This window comes from Xenorhabdus taiwanensis (assembly GCF_036512875.1).
In the GTDB taxonomy this organism is placed as follows: Bacteria; Pseudomonadota; Gammaproteobacteria; order Enterobacterales; family Enterobacteriaceae; genus Xenorhabdus; species Xenorhabdus taiwanensis.
In genome coordinates this window covers 3634133-3650659 of the sequence record NZ_AP028978.1, presented here as the reverse complement: position 1 = coordinate 3650659, position 16527 = coordinate 3634133, and the positions used below count along the sequence as shown (strand labels likewise).

The 16527-nt window shown below is 42.4% G+C and carries 15 protein-coding genes and 2 pseudogenes; 6 read left to right on the top strand and 11 right to left on the bottom strand.

Annotation, left to right across the window (positions count from 1 at the left end):
* Window positions 1-40: 40 nt before the first annotated feature.
* Window positions 41-472 carry a YhbP family protein gene (locus tag ACE1SE_RS17005; protein WP_374051877.1) on the top strand — a complete coding sequence of 144 codons (432 nt, stop codon included), beginning with the start codon at window positions 41-43 and terminating at the stop codon, window positions 470-472.
* Here the strand turns inward: ACE1SE_RS17005 and nrdG are convergent.
* From nrdG to pyrI, 5 genes are all read right to left on the bottom strand, one after another.
* On the bottom strand, window positions 469-930 hold the full coding sequence (gene nrdG, locus ACE1SE_RS17000; protein ID WP_374051876.1) for an anaerobic ribonucleoside-triphosphate reductase-activating protein: 462 nt from the start codon (window positions 928-930) through the stop codon (window positions 469-471). The two genes, ACE1SE_RS17005 and nrdG, sit on opposite strands and share 4 nt — an antisense overlap.
* 4 nt (window positions 931-934) lie before the next feature.
* Window positions 935-2857 carry an anaerobic ribonucleoside-triphosphate reductase gene (gene nrdD / locus ACE1SE_RS16995; RefSeq protein WP_374053705.1) on the bottom strand — a complete coding sequence of 641 codons (1923 nt, stop codon included), beginning with the start codon at window positions 2855-2857 and terminating at the stop codon, window positions 935-937.
* 253 nt (window positions 2858-3110) lie between these two features.
* Window positions 3111-4142 (bottom strand): IS630 family transposase, encoded by a 1032-nt coding sequence (locus ACE1SE_RS16990; protein WP_374051875.1) that lies wholly within the window; start codon window positions 4140-4142, stop codon window positions 3111-3113.
* An 89-nt stretch (window positions 4143-4231) separates the two neighbouring features.
* A complete protein-coding gene (gene ridA / locus ACE1SE_RS16985) occupies window positions 4232-4618 on the bottom strand; it encodes a 2-iminobutanoate/2-iminopropanoate deaminase (protein ID WP_374051874.1) in 387 nt (128 codons plus the stop codon).
* A 139-nt stretch (window positions 4619-4757) separates the two neighbouring features.
* Complete coding sequence (pyrI, locus tag ACE1SE_RS16980; RefSeq protein ID WP_187651428.1) at window positions 4758-5222, bottom strand: aspartate carbamoyltransferase regulatory subunit; 465 nt, start codon at window positions 5220-5222, stop codon at window positions 4758-4760.
* Window positions 5223-5482: 260 nt separating this feature from the next.
* Here pyrI and ACE1SE_RS16975 point away from each other — a divergent pair, with 260 nt between their 5' ends.
* The 4 genes and pseudogenes from ACE1SE_RS16975 to ACE1SE_RS16965 form a co-directional block, all read left to right on the top strand.
* Window positions 5483-6205, top strand: a complete 723-nt coding sequence (locus ACE1SE_RS16975; protein WP_374051873.1) for a M15 family metallopeptidase — start codon at window positions 5483-5485, stop codon at window positions 6203-6205.
* 63 nt (window positions 6206-6268) lie between these two features.
* The gene (locus ACE1SE_RS16970) at window positions 6269-7486 is read left to right on the top strand and encodes a DUF819 family protein (RefSeq protein ID WP_374051872.1); all 1218 of its coding nucleotides are present in this window, start codon (window positions 6269-6271) and stop codon (window positions 7484-7486) included.
* A 4-nt stretch (window positions 7487-7490) separates the two neighbouring features.
* Window positions 7491-7666: pseudogene (locus ACE1SE_RS18910) on the top strand (IS982 family transposase); the annotation flags it as partial.
* A gap of 103 nt (window positions 7667-7769) precedes the next feature.
* Window positions 7770-7927: pseudogene (locus ACE1SE_RS16965) on the top strand (IS982 family transposase); the annotation flags it as partial.
* Between the two features lie 43 nt (window positions 7928-7970).
* Here ACE1SE_RS16965 and ACE1SE_RS16960 read toward each other — a convergent pair.
* Together ACE1SE_RS16960 and ACE1SE_RS16955 are read right to left on the bottom strand one after the other, a co-directional pair.
* On the bottom strand, window positions 7971-8732 hold the full coding sequence (locus ACE1SE_RS16960) for a hypothetical protein (protein ID WP_374051871.1): 762 nt from the start codon (window positions 8730-8732) through the stop codon (window positions 7971-7973).
* Between the two features lie 463 nt (window positions 8733-9195).
* On the bottom strand, window positions 9196-9324 hold the full coding sequence (locus ACE1SE_RS16955) for a hypothetical protein (protein ID WP_374051870.1): 129 nt from the start codon (window positions 9322-9324) through the stop codon (window positions 9196-9198).
* A gap of 384 nt (window positions 9325-9708) precedes the next feature.
* Between ACE1SE_RS16955 and ACE1SE_RS16950 the strand changes: the two genes are divergently transcribed.
* Window positions 9709-12027, top strand: coding sequence for an FdhF/YdeP family oxidoreductase (locus ACE1SE_RS16950; protein WP_374051869.1), 2319 nt, complete (start codon window positions 9709-9711; stop codon window positions 12025-12027).
* 174 nt (window positions 12028-12201) lie between these two features.
* Here the strand turns inward: ACE1SE_RS16950 and pyrB are convergent, their stop codons facing one another.
* The 4 genes from pyrB to rtcR all read right to left on the bottom strand — a co-directional run bounded on the left by pyrB (window position 12202) and on the right by rtcR (window position 16347).
* Window positions 12202-13146 (bottom strand): aspartate carbamoyltransferase, encoded by a 945-nt coding sequence (gene pyrB, locus ACE1SE_RS16945; protein WP_374051868.1) that lies wholly within the window; start codon window positions 13144-13146, stop codon window positions 12202-12204.
* Window positions 13147-13444: 298 nt separating this feature from the next.
* Window positions 13445-13705 carry a carboxymuconolactone decarboxylase family protein gene (locus ACE1SE_RS16940; RefSeq protein WP_374051867.1) on the bottom strand — a complete coding sequence of 87 codons (261 nt, stop codon included), beginning with the start codon at window positions 13703-13705 and terminating at the stop codon, window positions 13445-13447.
* A gap of 119 nt (window positions 13706-13824) precedes the next feature.
* Complete coding sequence (gene rnz, locus ACE1SE_RS16935; protein ID WP_374051866.1) at window positions 13825-14742, bottom strand: ribonuclease Z; 918 nt, start codon at window positions 14740-14742, stop codon at window positions 13825-13827.
* 30 nt (window positions 14743-14772) lie between these two features.
* The gene (rtcR, locus tag ACE1SE_RS16930; RefSeq protein WP_374051865.1) at window positions 14773-16347 is read right to left on the bottom strand and encodes an RNA repair transcriptional activator RtcR; all 1575 of its coding nucleotides are present in this window, start codon (window positions 16345-16347) and stop codon (window positions 14773-14775) included.
* Window positions 16348-16527: the final 180 nt, after the last annotated feature.

Sequence of the window (16527 nt, the reverse complement as noted above, 5' to 3'; positions counted from 1 at the left end):
GTTTTGTTATGGCTTAAATAAAATAACGGTATGGAAATATATGGATTTAAATAAAGAAATTTTAATAATAAGCCAATATCTTGCCAGGCAGCATGTATTTACTCTTTGCACTACTTCAGCCCAGGATTTATGGTGTGCGAACTGTTTTTATGTTTTTGATGCTGATAGCATGGCATTCTGGTTTATGACCGAATCTGATACCCGCCACGGCCAAATGATGCAAAACAATCCTATCGTTGCAGGCACTGTTGCCGGCCAAACACGCAATATCGCCCAAATCAAGGGTGTTCAATTTCGTGGTGAAGTCATTCCATTGGCTGGTGAAGCTGAAACCATTGCCAGAACACGTTATTGCCGCCGTTTTCCCATTGCTTTGGCAGCAAAGTCCCCAATCTGGCAGCTCAATATCAATGAAATCAAAATGGTGAATAATACCCTCGGTTTTGGCAAAAAATTGTATTGGCAGCGTTAAAAATAATGGATAACCTGATTATGGCTGCCTCGCCAGATTAACGAGGGATCATACAGCGCTTGTTCAAATTTCCCATCTACCACTACATGGATATAACTGATAACTTCTTGTTGAACCTCACTTAATTCATTAAGAACATAACCTGTCCATAGCCAGATATCCTTATCTGGGCATTCTTCCTGTACACGTTTAACCAGTTGCAATATGCGGGGAACATTATGGGGATGAAGAGGATCACCACCAGACAGTGACAGACCTTGCCGTTTAATACGGTGATCTTTCAGGTCAACAATGATCTGATCTTCGATTGCTTGCGTAAAAGGCTGGCCTGAATCCACTTGCCATGTACTTTGGTTGTAGCAGCCACGGCATTGATGCAAACAACCTGATACGAACAGCGTACAACGAGTTCCGGGGCCATTCACCACATCAACCGGATAATATTGATGATAATTCATGTTATTACCCTATTTGTCCATTGCCGAGATGTTTCACGCGGCGTTTCACTTCCTCCTGCTTACCGGCATTGAATGGGCGGGCATCAGGGCTGCCGAGGTAACCACAAACACGGCGAATAACTGAAACATAGGCTGGATCATGATTGCCACATTGGGGACAGGTAAATCCCTTACTGGTACAGGCAAACTCACCGGTGAAACCGCATTGATAACACTCATCAATGGGCGTATTGGTGCCATAGTAAGGCACACGTGAATAACTGTAATCCCAGACATCTTCCAATGCTTTCAAATTATGTTGCAGATTGGGATACTCGCCGTAGCAAATAAAACCACCGTTTGCTAATGGTGGATAGGGTGCTTCAAAATCCAGCTTATCATAGGGATTGACCTTCTTTTCCACATCCAGATGGAAGCTGTTGGTGTAATAGCCCTTATCGGTGACACCCTGGATTATGCCAAACTCAGCGGTATCCAAACGGCAGAAGCGGTCACATAAATTCTCGCTTGGTGTACTGTACAAACTAAAGCCATAACCTGTCTCCTGCTTCCACTGATCGACGGCGTTACGTAAGCGTTTAACAATAGAGATGGCTTTTAGCTGGCGCTGTTTATCATCAAACAGGTGAATGTGATTACCATATAACGCATTTATTGTTTCATGAATGCCGATATAGCCCAACGAAATAGAAGCACGACCCTGTTTGAAAATATCGGCAATATTGTCATCTGCTTTCAGGCGTACACCACAGGCACCTTCCATATAGAGGATCGGGGCAACACGCGCTTTGGTATTTTCGAGGCGAGAAATTCGGGTCATCAGTGCTTTTTTGGCGAGTGACAAGCGTTGATCCAAAATTTGCCAAAAATCAGCTTCATTACCCTTAGCTTCAAGAGCAATGCGGGGAAGGTTCAGGCTGATAACGCCCAAATTGTTACGTCCTTCGTGAATTTGTTGGCCATTTTCCTCATACACGCTGAGAAAACTGCGGCAACCCATTGGCGTTTTAAATGATCCTGTTACTTTGATCACTTGATCATAATTGAGGATATCGGGATACATGCGTTTACTGGCACATTCCAGAGCCAGTAATTTGATGTCATAGTGGGGATCACCAAACCGGTGATTCAATCCATCACGAATGGCAAAAACCAATTTGGGAAAGACGGCGGTTTTACGGTTTTTTCCCAACCCCGTAATGCGGTTGCGCAGAATTGAGATTTGAATCAGGCGGGCTTCGTTGGTCGTTCCCAATCCGAAACCGAAAGTGACAAACGGCGTTTGTCCATTGGCGGTATGCAGCGTATTGACTTCATATTCCAGAGACTGGAAGGCATCATAACACTCTTTTTCCGTGCGGGCTTCTGCATAGGCAACAGGATCGGCAATATTCCACTCTTTGGCAATGGCCAGATGCTTGTCATAACTGGCCTTCACAAAAGGGGCGAGGACTTCATCAATGCGATTAATGGTTGTGCCGCCATAAATGTGGCTGGCAACTTGTGCGATGATTTGGGCGGTGACCGCAGTGGCGGTAGAAATGGATTTGGGCGGTTCAATTTCCGCATTGCCCATTTTAAAGCCGTTAGTCAGCATACCCTGCAAATCGATCAGCATACAGTTGAACATAGGAAAAAACGGGGAGTAATCCAGATCATGATAGTGGATTTCTCCTTTATCGTGTGCCTGCGTCACATCATGTGGCAGCATATGCTGCCTGGCATATTGTCGGGCAACAATTCCAGCCAATAAATCACGTTGGGTTGGAATGACCTTACTGTCTTTATTGGCATTTTCATTGAGAAGAGAGAAATTGCTTTGCTCGATCAGGCCTCGAATTTCTTGATCTAACCGATCATGCCAGGTATGGGAAGTCGGCTCACAGGCATTGCCCTTACTAACGTCATCCTGTTGCGTCACAACCATTTTCACGATAAGGCTCCTCAATATGCTATCCACAGGCCAAAATGAGATGAAGGCTCGCTTTCTGCTTTAATGTGGATAATCTTGTGTGTAAATACTATATATAGTGCTTGTGTTTTATTAAAGCACAATATGTGGTTTTAATGAGCTAATATACAACCTAAAAAGTTGATCTAAGACAGAGAAAGGGAAGATTATTAGCGGGAGGAAGGCGAGACTGAAATATTAATACGGTGTTTAAATATCTATATTTATATCATGCCGCATAACGAATTTTAGGATGGTGGAAAAAACGGGCAACATGCGCCTTTCTTCTCTGGAGCTTCCTCAGATGGCTTTTGACCTTTCCGGCTAATTCCTGCTGACTTCTTGCCGGTGAAGAATGACGAAGGGCACTTTTTAGGTCACCATTGAGATACTCATCGGGATTCAATTCCGGTGAATACGCCGGTAAATAAAACACCGCAATCCGGCCCTGATGCTTTTCCAACCAATTTGTCACTATTTTGGCATGATGCACCCGTAAGTTATCCAGAATTAAATAGACCTTGCGACCTGCTTCTTTTATCAATCGTTGGAAAAAATGGAGCAATTTTCGGGCGGTCATCGTTTCCCTGTACAACATAAATCTCACACTGCCCCGATTGTTGATGGCAGATATCATATTGAGTGAAAAGCGTTTCGCACTGACATCGACGACAGGCGTCTGTCCTTTGGGGGCAAAGCCACGACCGTGTTGACACGTATTCTTTATCCCGGTTTCATCCCCCCACCAAATTTCAGCCCCTTCTTCCGCCGCTTTTTTCTTAATAACGGGATAGGTTTCCTTCTGCCACTGTTCAACCGCTTTGGGGTTTTGTTCATAGGCCTTTTTTAACGGTTTTTGCGGTGTAAATCCCCAGCGTTTCAGGTAGTCGGTCAGGGTTCTTTCTGCCACGTTAATCCGCCACATCTGCCAGATGACGGCTTGAATGGCCCGACGTCCCCAGAGCGCAAAAGGCAGTTGCATTTGTGGCGGCGATTTATCACACAGAAGTTGTTGAAGTTTTTCTTCCTGAATGGGAGTCAATAAGCGTTTTTCCATGATGCGGCGACCACGTTGACCTTGCACCAAGGCCTCATCGCCCCCTTTTTGCCAGGCTCTGACCCAAATACAAATCGTGTTGTAGTTAATGCCTAAAGCGGCAGCAATCGTTTGCCGTGAAACGCCTTCCTGATACATCCGTATCACGAGTTGTCGGTTATATTGCTGTATCTCAGGTGAGAGTTTTCGAGTATCTTTCTTCATGTCGGTATGATACATGATCTATTTGTGTTTATACACCGTGTTAATAACAACCCTGATACTGGCGTTATCAGGGTTGACAAAACGACAAATTAGCGACGAACGGCGATAGCTTCGATTTCGATTTTCACGTCTTTTGGCAGACGGGCAACTTCAACACATGAACGGGCAGGGAACGGTGCATTGTGTTCAGCGAAGAATGCTTCGTAAGTTGCGTTCACGGCCGCGAAGTCATTTAGATCCTTAACAAACACAGTGGTTTTTACGATATCAGCAACTTTCAAGCCAGATTGTTCAATAATCGCTTTAACGTTTTCCAAAGATTGACGGGTTTGAGCAGTCACCTCTTCAGGGATAGCACCGGTTTTTGGATCAACAGGGATTTGGCCGGAAGTGATAACCATGCTACCCAGATCAACACCCTGAACATAAGGGCCGATGGCTGCTGGTGCATTTTCGGTATGGATAGAACGTGACATTAGAAACTCCTGTTTAACGTCTAAATGGAAAAAAATTTTCAGGATCGCCATTATAGTGATCCTCTGTCCCGCATCAATTAATACAGGACATTCTTACACATTGCCTGAACTGACAGCGGATAGTTGTTTGAATCGGTGGTTAATCGTTATCGATAACGGCTTGACGATCAAACTCTTTCTCACAGTACTTACAGCGTAACACCACATCGTCTTTTTCTGACATAACATAGAAGCTGCTGTCGACAGGTTCGTTATGGCTGATGCAATTACTGTTTGGGCAGACAAGGACACTGTCGATTCTGTCTGGTAAGTTGATTTGCATCTTTTTAACCACAACATAATTTTCAATATTATTGATTGTGGCATTGGGTGCATACATGGCGAGCTGGTTTGCCTGTTGTTCTGTCAGGAAGGTGTTTTCAATCTTGATCAGATCTTTTTTACCCAAATGGTTGGAAGGCAGATTCAGGCCAATCGTAATGCGCTGGTCTGTTTCGGTGAGTTTAAACAGTGACAATAACTTAAAGCCGACATGGGCTGGGATGTGATCGATAACCGTGCCACATTTAATGGCTTCTACTTGTAGTTGATGGTCTTGCGTCATGTTGTGTCATGAATACCGTCTCGGTATTCCTCCTCCAGATATTAGGGTTGGCTTATTTTGTCATAGACTATTTGGCATTTCACCTGATTACCTTTTGAATATAAAAGACGATTTAACTCAATAATAGAAAATAAATAAAATTTGATGGATAGCACTTCTGTTGCTAAGGTGTAAATAGATTGTTATTTAAATGAACTTAACACCAATATCACAGTGTAAGGTTGAACATGTTGCTATCTACTTCTTCTGGAAATATAAACTTGGGAAAAAATTCTGCGGAAAAAATCTCGGTAGAGGGCGATTTTGATTGGAAAATAATTAATAAAATTCCTATTTATGAATGCCATGAATCTTTAGAAATCATTACTGATTCGAATAAATTAAAACAAAAACCGGTTTATTATCTGGCAGGGATAAAAGGCTCTATTGAATATTGTATGGTAAGAAAAAGTGTGGCTGAAAAATTAAGGATCGCATCACAGTTACTTCCTGCCCATTTGGGGATTTTAGTATTGGATGGCTGGCGTTCGCGGGAAACTCAGCAAGCATTGCAAGAGATAACGCAGGTAAAGATCGCAGAGCAATATACCGAATTATCGGCGAAGGAACAGCAGAGACTATTACAGCAATTTGTAGCTCCAGCGCCAGTAGGAAAAAATCAAATCAGCCCACATCTGACAGGGGGAGCAGTGGATGTCACACTCTTTAATATAGAATCTGGTCATGCACTTTTTTTGGGGACAAAGTTTGATGAAGTGAATGAACTTTCCTACACCGCCGCATTAGAAAAAGCCCCTGAAAAAAATATGTCTGCCATTTTATATCGCCGATTACTCTACCACGCCATGAAGCAAGTAGGGTTTACCAATTTACCGACTGAGTGGTGGCATTATGATTATGGTAACTCCATGTGGGCATTTTATAACAACCGGCCAGCTATTTATGGAGCAATAGATAAAACTTCAGACTATTTGAATAAGTAAATCATTGAATGAGTCAGTGCGTAAATATCTTCTTTTTTATTTGAAAAATATCGGAGAAAAATAATGAAAAATACATTCATTACAGCTGACAATTCATTAATGCTGTGGGCCTTTATTATGATTGTTGTCGCTGCCGCCATAATGGCAGAACAGCGTTTTAAATGGGCATCTAAAATCCCGGGAGCAGTGATTGCATTGATCGTTGCTGTCTTTGCTTCCAATTTAAATATTATTCCTACCGAAGCACCGGCTTACGATACTGTTTGGGGATATATCCTGCCACTGGCAATCCCCTTATTATTATTTAAAACTAACCTGAACAGTATTCTTAAAGAAAGTGGACGATTACTGATACTTTTCCTGATTTCTTCCATTGCGACCATGATTGGTACAATCGTCTCTTTCTGGCTTTTCAGGGCTCACATACCAGAGTTAGATAAAATCAGTGGTATGATATCCGCTTCTTATACGGGAGGAGGAGTAAACTTTGCGGCAATGGCCGCCAAGCTGGAAACTTCCCAGAACATGGTGGCCTCTACCATCGTTGCTGATCATTTTATGATGGCCGCTTATTTTATTATTCTGATGCTTTTATCTGGTTGGGCAGTAGCGAGAAAATTCTGGGGCAGTCCATATACTGATTTGGTTGAAAATACGCCTAATTTAGATAAATCCCAACCTTTGGCGGCGGCTTATTGGAAACCCAAAAATATCGCCCTGAAAGACATCGCTATATCGCTGGCCTGGTCAATTTTCATCGTTGCGCTATCATTTCAGCTTTCATCATGGTTAAAAGCCTTGCTTGGGCAGCCAAACAACGTTTACCAAGAGCTGGCTTTCAGCCTGATTTCCGATAAATATCTGCTTCTGACTACCGTCACTTTTATTATCGTCTCAATATTTAAAGAGACATTCAGCAAATTGAATGGCACTCAGGAATTAGGTACTTACGCTATTTATATGTTTTTTGTTGTGATTGGCATACCTGCATCCGTTCAGGTCATTATCAGCCATGCGCCACTACTATTTGCCTTCGTCTTTGTGATTACTATGCTGAACTTGATACTGACTTTTGCTGTGGGAAAAGTGTTTAAATTCAGCCTTGAGGAAAACATTTTGGCGTGTAATGCCAATATCGGCGGGCCAACTACTGCAGCAGCAATGGCAATTAGCCGTGGCTGGATTAATCTGGTCGGCCCGATTATGGTGATTGGTACTGTTGGCTATGTCATTGGTAATTATGTAGGAACGTTTGTTTATTTTATAGTAGGTAATTTGTGATATAGCATACCTTTCTCTCAGCGAAGTCATGATGATCCTCATTCTATTCCCTATGAGCCATTACTGTGATTTCAAAACGTTTTATAATAAATATGTAAAACAATACGTTATCGCCGATTTCCCAGATTAGTCAGTTATATCCGCATGCTCACCCTGAAGAAAAGGGCATTGATTCCTTTATGCGTGTTCGCTTGATGGGAGCGGTATGAGTCGAGAGGCTCACGTACCGTTCTGCGAGAGGCTGTGGGAGTAGTTCCGGCGGCCTACTCAACCGGTCATTGATCAGCTTAAAAATATTTCTCAGATAGAACATTCAAGACATCGTAGTCAGCTCGGTTTTCTGCTAGAAATCGTCGCAGGCCTCATTGTTTATACATTCCAACCAAAAAACCGAGCTTGAATCTACGGGATAATGATATCGCTATTTTTAAACGAAGCTGAGGTTAATAAAATTATTCATCCAAATAAACTTTTTCTATATGCCTTAGAAATATAAATCTATAGGTAAGTTAGAGCTAAAAGCCTCTTCAATTTCAGACTTTGGTGTATATAGTTTCCATATTTTTTTTCCTTCTTCATTTTCCCAAGGTGGTTGAGTGGGGTGACCATTCAGCCAAAACTGTATTTTTTTTTGCACGTTAGGATTTTTCCTGTTTCTATAGATCCACCTCAATTCTATTGCAGTTACATCAGATCTATCTTGGCGAAAGTTTATTTTATTTGTTACATACCTCATGTCTATATTATCAAGAATAAAATGTACCGTATTATTTTTAACTATATCATTATTACCATTGCTCATGGTTATCCAAGATAATCCTGCCTTACATTTTCGTGAAAATAATCTACCAATCCCTTCTTTTGTTGGTGTTTTGCTAAACGCAGTATTATATTTTTCATGGTTATCACCATATGAGGTAAAGCTTTTGTGGTAGGGGTGGTTTTTCGCCAATTTCATGTTGTTAGATTGGCGCTTCCAGTGGGAATAGGATTTTCTATATCTTTCTTTCTCCTCTGGTGATTCCCCCCTTAGTTTAGGTTTTTCCTGTGGGAGCATATATTGATCTATGAATATTGGTCGAAATGGATTAATTTCATGAATATATTCAAATCCACTAGTTTTTTTAGTAAAGTCAAAGGCTTTAAATGGTTCGTATTGTTTTAAATATTTCATTCTTGCTGGATGCAATCCATACATTAGATCTCCAATTTTTACTTTTCTTGTAAAAGGCTCATGAAATGGCATTTTATTTTCTCCTGATTTGTAGTTGATTCATGTTAAAACTAGAAAAAATATCATTAGCTATAACTATGAATTTCTATATAAATAATAATACCTGTATTACAAGTTTTTTTATAACAATTTATTCTTATCTATTGGGTGCATTGTTGGTTGTTTTTAAATGTTCATTGTAGGGATAATGGGGTTAAATATAGTAATTTATTTTTTTAATTTAACAGTGGTAATTTTCATGTTAATTTTTAATAATTTGTTTTAAATGGATTTTATATTAATAAAACACGTTAACTAAATATCACATAATAGAGTATTTTATTGATTTTTGTTATGTGTTGTGATGCATATGACATCTCAATAGTTGATGGTAATTGTTAAGCCAGTTTCATTACTATTCGTGTTAATTTTAATATCAACGAACTGGTTGAAAACTGTATCAAGGAAATTAGAGCGAATGTGATAGTCGCCAGTGTCAGGTTTCAATACACCCACCAAGGTTAAGGTTGCTGTCACTGAAGCTGAATTGGCAACCTACGATGAGAAAACCAAGATTCAGTATTATCGTAATCGCAACTTCCAGTTGCCAGATATCGTAACTCATTTGCAATTCAGATACCGAGTTTAACTTCGCTGAAAAGGCCAAGATCAAATGTGGCGTTGAGCATTTTAATGCATTAAGTAAAGATGAAGATGGCAAAGAGATGCCTAACGCTGCCAAATTTATTAAAGCCGATAGCTTTGATACGTTCAGTGCTAATTTTTGATCTGAATAGCATCAAGAGCACTGGCAATAGTGCCTATATACTTGGTAAAAGGTTCGGTTTTTTCGTGATATAACCACGGAATAATTACCACAATGGGCGGATAGGAGTATGATCACATTGGTAGTTAGCCCTAATACGAATAAATGAAATCGACGTTATTGGTTCACCTGTAAAGAAGTGGCCTGATTGTGTTGGTCATGACATAAAAAATAGAGATTTTTATGAAATTCAAATCAAAAATAAAACCTTACCATGCAGCGGCTGGTGGTTGGGGTTCACTGGAGGCAACAACCCGTTTTGTCTTTGATAGTAAACGAGCACTGAAAAATATGGTTAACCTGATGCGCATGAATAAACCCAGAGGCTTTGATTGTCCTGGATGTGCATGGGGGGATGACAACAAAAGTCTGTTTAGTTTTTGTGAAAACGGTGCTAAGGCAGTCACTTGGGAAGCAACTCGTCGCTATGTTGATCGAAAATTCTTCGCAACCCATAGTGTTAGTCAACTTTACCAACAAAGCGATTATTTCCTTGAATACCAAGGAAGAGTGGTTGAGCCGATGAGCTATAACCCGCAGACGGATCATTATGAGCCGATCAGTTGGGATGATGCTTTTGCCCTGATTGCCGGCCACATTAAGGCGATGGACAACCCCAATCAGCTTGAGCTGTACACTTCGGGGCGCGCCAGCAATGAAGCTTCGTGGCTGTACCAGTTATTTGGCCGTGTCGTGGGAACCAACAACTTCCCGGATTGCTCCAATATGTGCCATGAAGCCAGCGGTTCCGGTATGTTGGCAAGCTTAGGCGTTGGGAAAGGCACCGTTCGATTGCAAGATTTTGATCATGCAGATGCCATCTTTATATTTGGTCAAAATCCCGGAACAAATCACCCACGAATGCTGCACAGCTTACGACATGCTGCGGAGCGTGGAGCACGTATCGTCACTTTTAATACCCTGCGTGAGCGCGGATTGGAACGTTTCGCTGATCCACAAAAACCGCTCGAAGTAATTACCCCAATGGCAGGGGAAATTAGCCATCGTTACTATCAGCCCAAACTTGGCGGCGATATGGCGGCGGTGCGAGGGATAGTCAAAGCACTTTTGGAAACCCATAACTCCCTGCTGGCTGAAGGCAAATCAGGGATTTTTGATCTGGAATTCATCGAAACTTACACCAACGGAGTGGATGCTTACTTACAAGAAGTTGCAGCAACCACATGGTCATTGATTGAAGATCAATCGGGATTAACCGAAGTTCAATTGCGTGAGGCGGCTACCATTTATCAGAATGCTGGACGTGTCATCTGTACTTGGGCAATGGGGATAACCCAACATAAACACTCTTTGGTTACGGTACGTGAAATCGTCAACCTTCAATTGCTTTTTGGCCAATTGGGTAAATCGGGCGCAGGGCTTTGTCCGGTACGTGGTCACAGTAATGTACAGGGTAACCGGACGATGGGAATAAATGAGAAACCCGCCAAACTTTTCCTGGATAACATGGCTGCTCATTTTGGTTTTGAGCCACCTCGTGCTCATGGTCATCATGTTGTGGAAGCGTTGAGTGCCATGTTGCGTGATGAAATTAAGGTTCTGATCGCACTGGGTGGGAACCTTGCGGCTGCTGCTCCAGATAGTGCACGAACAGAAGACGCGCTTAGACATTGTGATTTGACTGTACACATCAGCACAAAGTTAAACCGGAGCCATCTTATTACGGGTAAAAAAGGAGCCTTGATTCTACCGACATTGGGGCGCACTGAACGAGATATTCAGGCTACGGGCGCACAGTTTGTGACGGTAGAAGACTCTTTCAGCATGGTTCATGCCTCAGAGGGGGTAAATAAGCCATTATTTGATAGCCAGCGTTCCGAAACAGCGATTATTGCCGGTATTGCTAATGCGACTATAGGTAATACTGCAACGATTAACTGGCTGGAATTAGCCGGAGATTACCATAAAATTCGTGATCATATTGCTGCGACTATACCAGGGTTTGCTGATTTTAATAAAAAATGTGAACACTCTGGCGGTTTCTATCTTGGTAATGCGGCGGCCGAATTACGTTTTGCAACACCGAGCCAAAAAGCCGAATTCAGTCATGCACCGCTGCCAAAAACCCTGTTCCCGCAAATTGAAGGCGCTGATGTTCCTTTCACTTTGCAAACGTTGCGTTCACACGATCAATATAACACCACGATTTATGGGTTGGATGATCGTTATCGTGGGGTTTATGGTCAGAGGGAAGTGTTGTTCATGAATCCAGAAGATATAGCTCAATCGGGATATCAGGCAGGTGATTTAGTCGATATCGAAACAGTATGGCATGACGGTATCAAGCGTAAAGTTTCCGGCTTTAAATTAGTGCCTTATGCCATTCCACGTGGAAACCTTGCCGCTTATTATCCAGAAACCAATCCATTAGTCCCAATGGAAAGTGTTGGTGATGGTACAGGCACGCCAACCTCAAAATCTGTACCGGTGAAATTATCCCTTACTGAACAGAATGGGTCTGAACCTCAACGTCTTGTATAAGATGTTTATGGCTCTTCCACCTACCTGTCTATAACAGTGAGTAATATGTTGATTCAGGCTCGGTTTTTGAAGATAACAATGTATTCTTCATTAAAAACCGAGCTGGATAAAAATCTTTTCAAAGAAAGTACGATTATGATTAAGGAATAGTTTTCCCAATCATAATATTGATGCCTATTTATTTTTTATAACAACATCTTCATTCAATACCAGCGACAATAATGCCTGACGAGCAAAAATGCCATTTCCTGCTTGCTGGAAGTAGTAAGCATATGGCGTTTTATCAACATCCACTGTGATTTCATCGATACGCGGCAGCGGATGCAGCACTTTCAGGTTTTCCTTAACATTTTCCAGATCCGCCGCACGAAGGACAAATTGAGCTTTGATATTGGCATATTCTGAAGGGTCAAGACGCTCTTTCTGGACACGAGTCATATATAAAATATCCAGTTCTGGCAGTACATCTTCAAAATTATTGTGGAGGCTGTAACTCACCTGCTTTTCTTCCAACATATGCAGGATATAGCTTGGCATTGCAAGTGCATCTGGAGCGATAAAGCAGAAATGGTTGCCATTAAATTTTGCCAGAGCTTGTGTGAGTGAGTGTACGGTACGGCCATATTTCAAATCTCCGACCATAGCAATTTTCAGGTTTTCCAGCTTACCTTGAGTTTCCTGAATGGTGAACAGGTCGAGCAAAGTCTGGGTCGGATGTTGGTTTGCGCCATCGCCGGCGTTGATAACAGGGATCTGGCCGGAAAACTCAGAAGCCAGTCGTGCCGCACCTTCCTGTGGGTGACGCATAACGATTGCATCGGCGTATTGGCTGATAATGGAAATGGTATCAGCCAACGTTTCTCCCTTTTTACCCAATGAAGTATTACTACTGTCAGCAAAACCCACGACGGAAGCGCCGAGTCGCTGAATGGCAGTCTCAAAAGAGAGACGGGTACGTGTAGAGGCTTCAAAGAAGCAACTTGCTATCACTTTGTGTTTTAGTAATTCAGTCTGTGGATTGGCTTTTAATGCAGCGGCCGTCTGCAATACCAGTTCCAGATCTGCGCGGCTCAGATCATTAATTGAAATGATATGCTTGCGATATAACGGATTAGCCATGTTTACGTTCCCCTTTTATGACTTATAGCCTTGGACTGGTAGGCAAAAAAAAGCCCCTCAATTGAGGGGCTTTTTAAATGTTCGGTTAAGCAATGGGAAAAACAACGCGTTTACGCTGCCAGCAGACAGTGCTTTGTTAGCTTGGTGTTTTGTAACAGCTTTTACAACGCAATCTTTCATGTTTTCTCCCAGCAAATCGTCGCGCATTATACTCACGATAGCATTCATCGCAAGGATTGCCGGAAGAAATTTTTATTTCAATTAATGGTCAGGTTAAATAGCCTGCATAATGATGTGATTATTCGTTTCGATCACCTAAACTGACCGCCATTCTATTAAGAGCATTCATTAAGGAGATTGCTGCTGTCAGGTCAACAATCTCTTTTTCTGTAAAAACAGCATCAAGGCGTTCTTTGATCTTATCCAACGTACTTTGTCTGGGATTTGTCGTTAAAGCTTCGCACCACTCTAATGCCAGTTTTTCTTTTGGGGTATAGATTTCTTCATAGCTTTTATATAACGGGTTAACAATCCTGGGTGAGATTTTTGCGTAATTCATTTTTATCTCTTAAGTATTTTGTTGAAGGGAATTAATCAGAAATAGGTGATATAAATCTATTTTTCTGCCAGAATTTTAACTGTGCATTTATACAGTTATTGTATTTTCCTGACAATATCTTATTTAACAATAAATGCGGCAAAATCTGCGGCTAAATCAGTATTTGGAAATACTTCCCGACATTCAGCCAATAATCGCGGGCAATCCTCAATTCCATAGCGCCCACTAATGTGCGTAGCGATAAAGTGTTTGACCTTGGCATCGCGTGCCAATGTTGCGGCTTGTTTAGTGGTAGAATGCCCACGCTCGTTGGCTTTCGTGGCAAATGCATCTTCCAGCGTGATTTCATGCACCATCACATCAACATTGGCAGCCAGTTTCAGTGCTTCGGGTGTCGGTTCAGTATCCCCGAAAATAGCCAATGATTTGCCACGAATCGGAGTGCCTAAATAATCTTTGCCGCAAATTGTGCGACCATCTTCCAGTGTTATTGTGCCGCCCTGCTTTAAAGCCTGCATCCACGGGCCACGGGGAATGTTATCCTGGTTTAATTTTTCCGTATCAAGTGCGCCGGGTTTGTCGTGTTCTTCAATACGGTAACCATAGCATTCTACGCGATGGTTCAAGGCATACGCCGTGACCTTGAGTTCGCCATCATCAAACAGTTGTCCAGGCTGGACTTCGATAATTTCCAATGGATAGGTCAGGAAAGAACTGCTCAATTGCAATGTGGTTTCCACAAACTGACGTATCCCCGTTGGTCCATATAAGGTGAGGGGATCGCTAGAACCTCCCATCGAGCGGCTGCACAATAATCCGGGCAAGCCGAAGATATGATCACCATGCAAATGAGTGATAAAGATTTTCTCCAGTTTAGCTATCTTGATGGGAGAGTGAAGGATCTGGTGCTGAGTTCCCTCACCGCAATCAAACATCCACAGTGCGTTGCGGATGCCCTGTAAATCGAGTATTAGGCTGGTGACATTGCGCTCTTTTGTGGGAATACCTGCGCTGGTACCTAGAAATTTCAGTTCCATGTTGTTGTTCTCCTATCTGTTTTTTTCCTGTTAATGTCGAATGCTTTCCCAATCAAGACCGAATCGGGCAAAGTATTTGCGTAATCTATCAGCATCATTAGGCTGTTTTTTTTGTTGACGGGAAACGGCAAATAGTTTGCGACCTGCTTCCGATAAGCTGCTGGATTCACGGCAGACTTTAATCACTGTTTCCAACTGTTGGCGGTCAAACAGGTCAATTTCCGGCAGGTTATTTGGCAGCAAGGAAGATTGCCCGTCATCTCGCCAATTTTGTTTGAGCCGCGTGATTTCCTCTTCAACCAACAGTTGATTGATACGCCCATTTTCGGCGAAGGTCGCCATCCGGGTGACGGAGGCGCTAAGTTCGCGAAAATTTCCCCGCCACGGTGCTTGCTCGGAACAAGCGAAATTCAGGTAAATTTGCCGTGCCTCTTTGTCAAAGCGAACTTGCGTTTGTTGCATTTGGACATAATGGGCGAGTTCATAATCGATATTCGGCTCGATATCTTCACGGCGCTGTGCCAAGCCGGGCAGTTGATAAGTCCACATATTGATACGGGCATAGAGATCTTCACGGAATTTTCCCTGAGCCACCCAATCCCGCAGGTCACGGTGTGTACCAGCAATTAATTGAAAATCACTGTGTATTTCCTTATCCGATCCGTAAGGCAGAAAGCTTTTTTCTTCAATCGCTTTTAACAGCATAGCCTGCTCATCCAATCCCAATTCTGCCACTTCGTCAAGAAACAGAATGCCGCCATTGGCTTCACGAAGAAGTCCGGTGCGTGGCTGGATCGCTCCTGTAAATGCTCCCTTGATGTGACCAAATAGCGTAGACATCGCATTATCACCGCGCAAGGTGGCACAGTTTACTTCCACAAATCGCCCTTTGATTAAATGGCGTGCCTGCCGTAACTGATAGATCCGGCGGGCGAGAAAGGATTTACCCGCACCCGTTGGCCCGGTCAGCAAAATTGGTGCAGTGGAGCGCAGGGCGACGCGCTCTACTTGGTCAATCAGGCGATTGAAATTGGCATTGCGTGTGGCGATGCCAGATTTCAGAAATGCGACTTGTTCCTGTTGTTCGTACTGGAAACGGCTGGTTAGGGTAGTGTATCGACTGAGATCTAAATCGATAATTGTATAAACGCCTTCGGGATGGTTTTCATCTCCCCCATTCTTAGGCGATGTCTGGAGCAGTTGGGCTGGCAGGTAACGGGCTTCAGTCAGCAGGAACCAGCAGATCTGTGCAACGTGAGTACCGGTTGTGATATGTACCAGATACTCTTCGTTTTCAATATCAAAAGGATAACTAACGGCAAAATCCAGCAGTGTGGTATAAACTTCCTCAAAATCCCACGGATCTTCAATGTGGATTGCGTTCAACACCACTTTTGTCTGAGGTGAAACTTGGGCAATATCTTCCTTAATTCTCTCTGCCAAAATATGGTTATTGGATTGGTAGAGCAATTCCAGCTTATCAATCGGTAGCTCTGGCTGCTGGCACATACCAATGGTAGGGAGCCATTTTGTCCAGCGATTAGCCTTCTTACCTCTCCTGTCTAACTTTGTACCCAAGATACCAATAGCGACTCTGCGTTTCATTGTCTTCCTTGTAGTCGTCTTATTTAAATTTATAAAAAACGATATAGAAAGATAAGGAATTTGATCTGCAAAAACAATCAGCAAAATTAGTTTAAAATAAAAACATTTATTTTTCAGATATATAAATAATATTTCTGTTTTTTTTCAAAGTTGGCACGCAATTGGCAATAACCAGAGGGT

Coding starts and splice junctions, on each gene's coding strand:
- pyrI (WP_187651428.1), bottom strand. CDS start 5,222: ATGACGCAAGACCATCAACTACAAGTAGAAGCCATTAAATGTGGCACG.
- ACE1SE_RS16990 (WP_374051875.1), bottom strand. CDS start 4,142: ATGAAGAAAGATACTCGAAAACTCTCACCTGAGATACAGCAATATAAC.
- nrdD (WP_374053705.1), bottom strand. CDS start 2,857: ATGGTTGTGACGCAACAGGATGACGTTAGTAAGGGCAATGCCTGTGAG.
- ACE1SE_RS16950 (WP_374051869.1), top strand. CDS start 9,709: ATGAAATTCAAATCAAAAATAAAACCTTACCATGCAGCGGCTGGTGGT.
- pyrB (WP_374051868.1), bottom strand. CDS start 13,146: ATGGCTAATCCGTTATATCGCAAGCATATCATTTCAATTAATGATCTG.
- rtcR (WP_374051865.1), bottom strand. CDS start 16,347: ATGAAACGCAGAGTCGCTATTGGTATCTTGGGTACAAAGTTAGACAGG.
- rnz (WP_374051866.1), bottom strand. CDS start 14,742: ATGGAACTGAAATTTCTAGGTACCAGCGCAGGTATTCCCACAAAAGAG.
- nrdG (WP_374051876.1), bottom strand. CDS start 930: ATGAATTATCATCAATATTATCCGGTTGATGTGGTGAATGGCCCCGGA.
- ACE1SE_RS16960 (WP_374051871.1), bottom strand. CDS start 8,732: ATGCCATTTCATGAGCCTTTTACAAGAAAAGTAAAAATTGGAGATCTA.
- ACE1SE_RS16970 (WP_374051872.1), top strand. CDS start 6,269: ATGAAAAATACATTCATTACAGCTGACAATTCATTAATGCTGTGGGCC.
- ridA (WP_374051874.1), bottom strand. CDS start 4,618: ATGTCACGTTCTATCCATACCGAAAATGCACCAGCAGCCATCGGCCCT.
- ACE1SE_RS16955 (WP_374051870.1), bottom strand. CDS start 9,324: ATGAGTTACGATATCTGGCAACTGGAAGTTGCGATTACGATAATACTG.
- ACE1SE_RS16940 (WP_374051867.1), bottom strand. CDS start 13,705: ATGAATTACGCAAAAATCTCACCCAGGATTGTTAACCCGTTATATAAA.
- ACE1SE_RS17005 (WP_374051877.1), top strand. CDS start 41: ATGGATTTAAATAAAGAAATTTTAATAATAAGCCAATATCTTGCCAGG.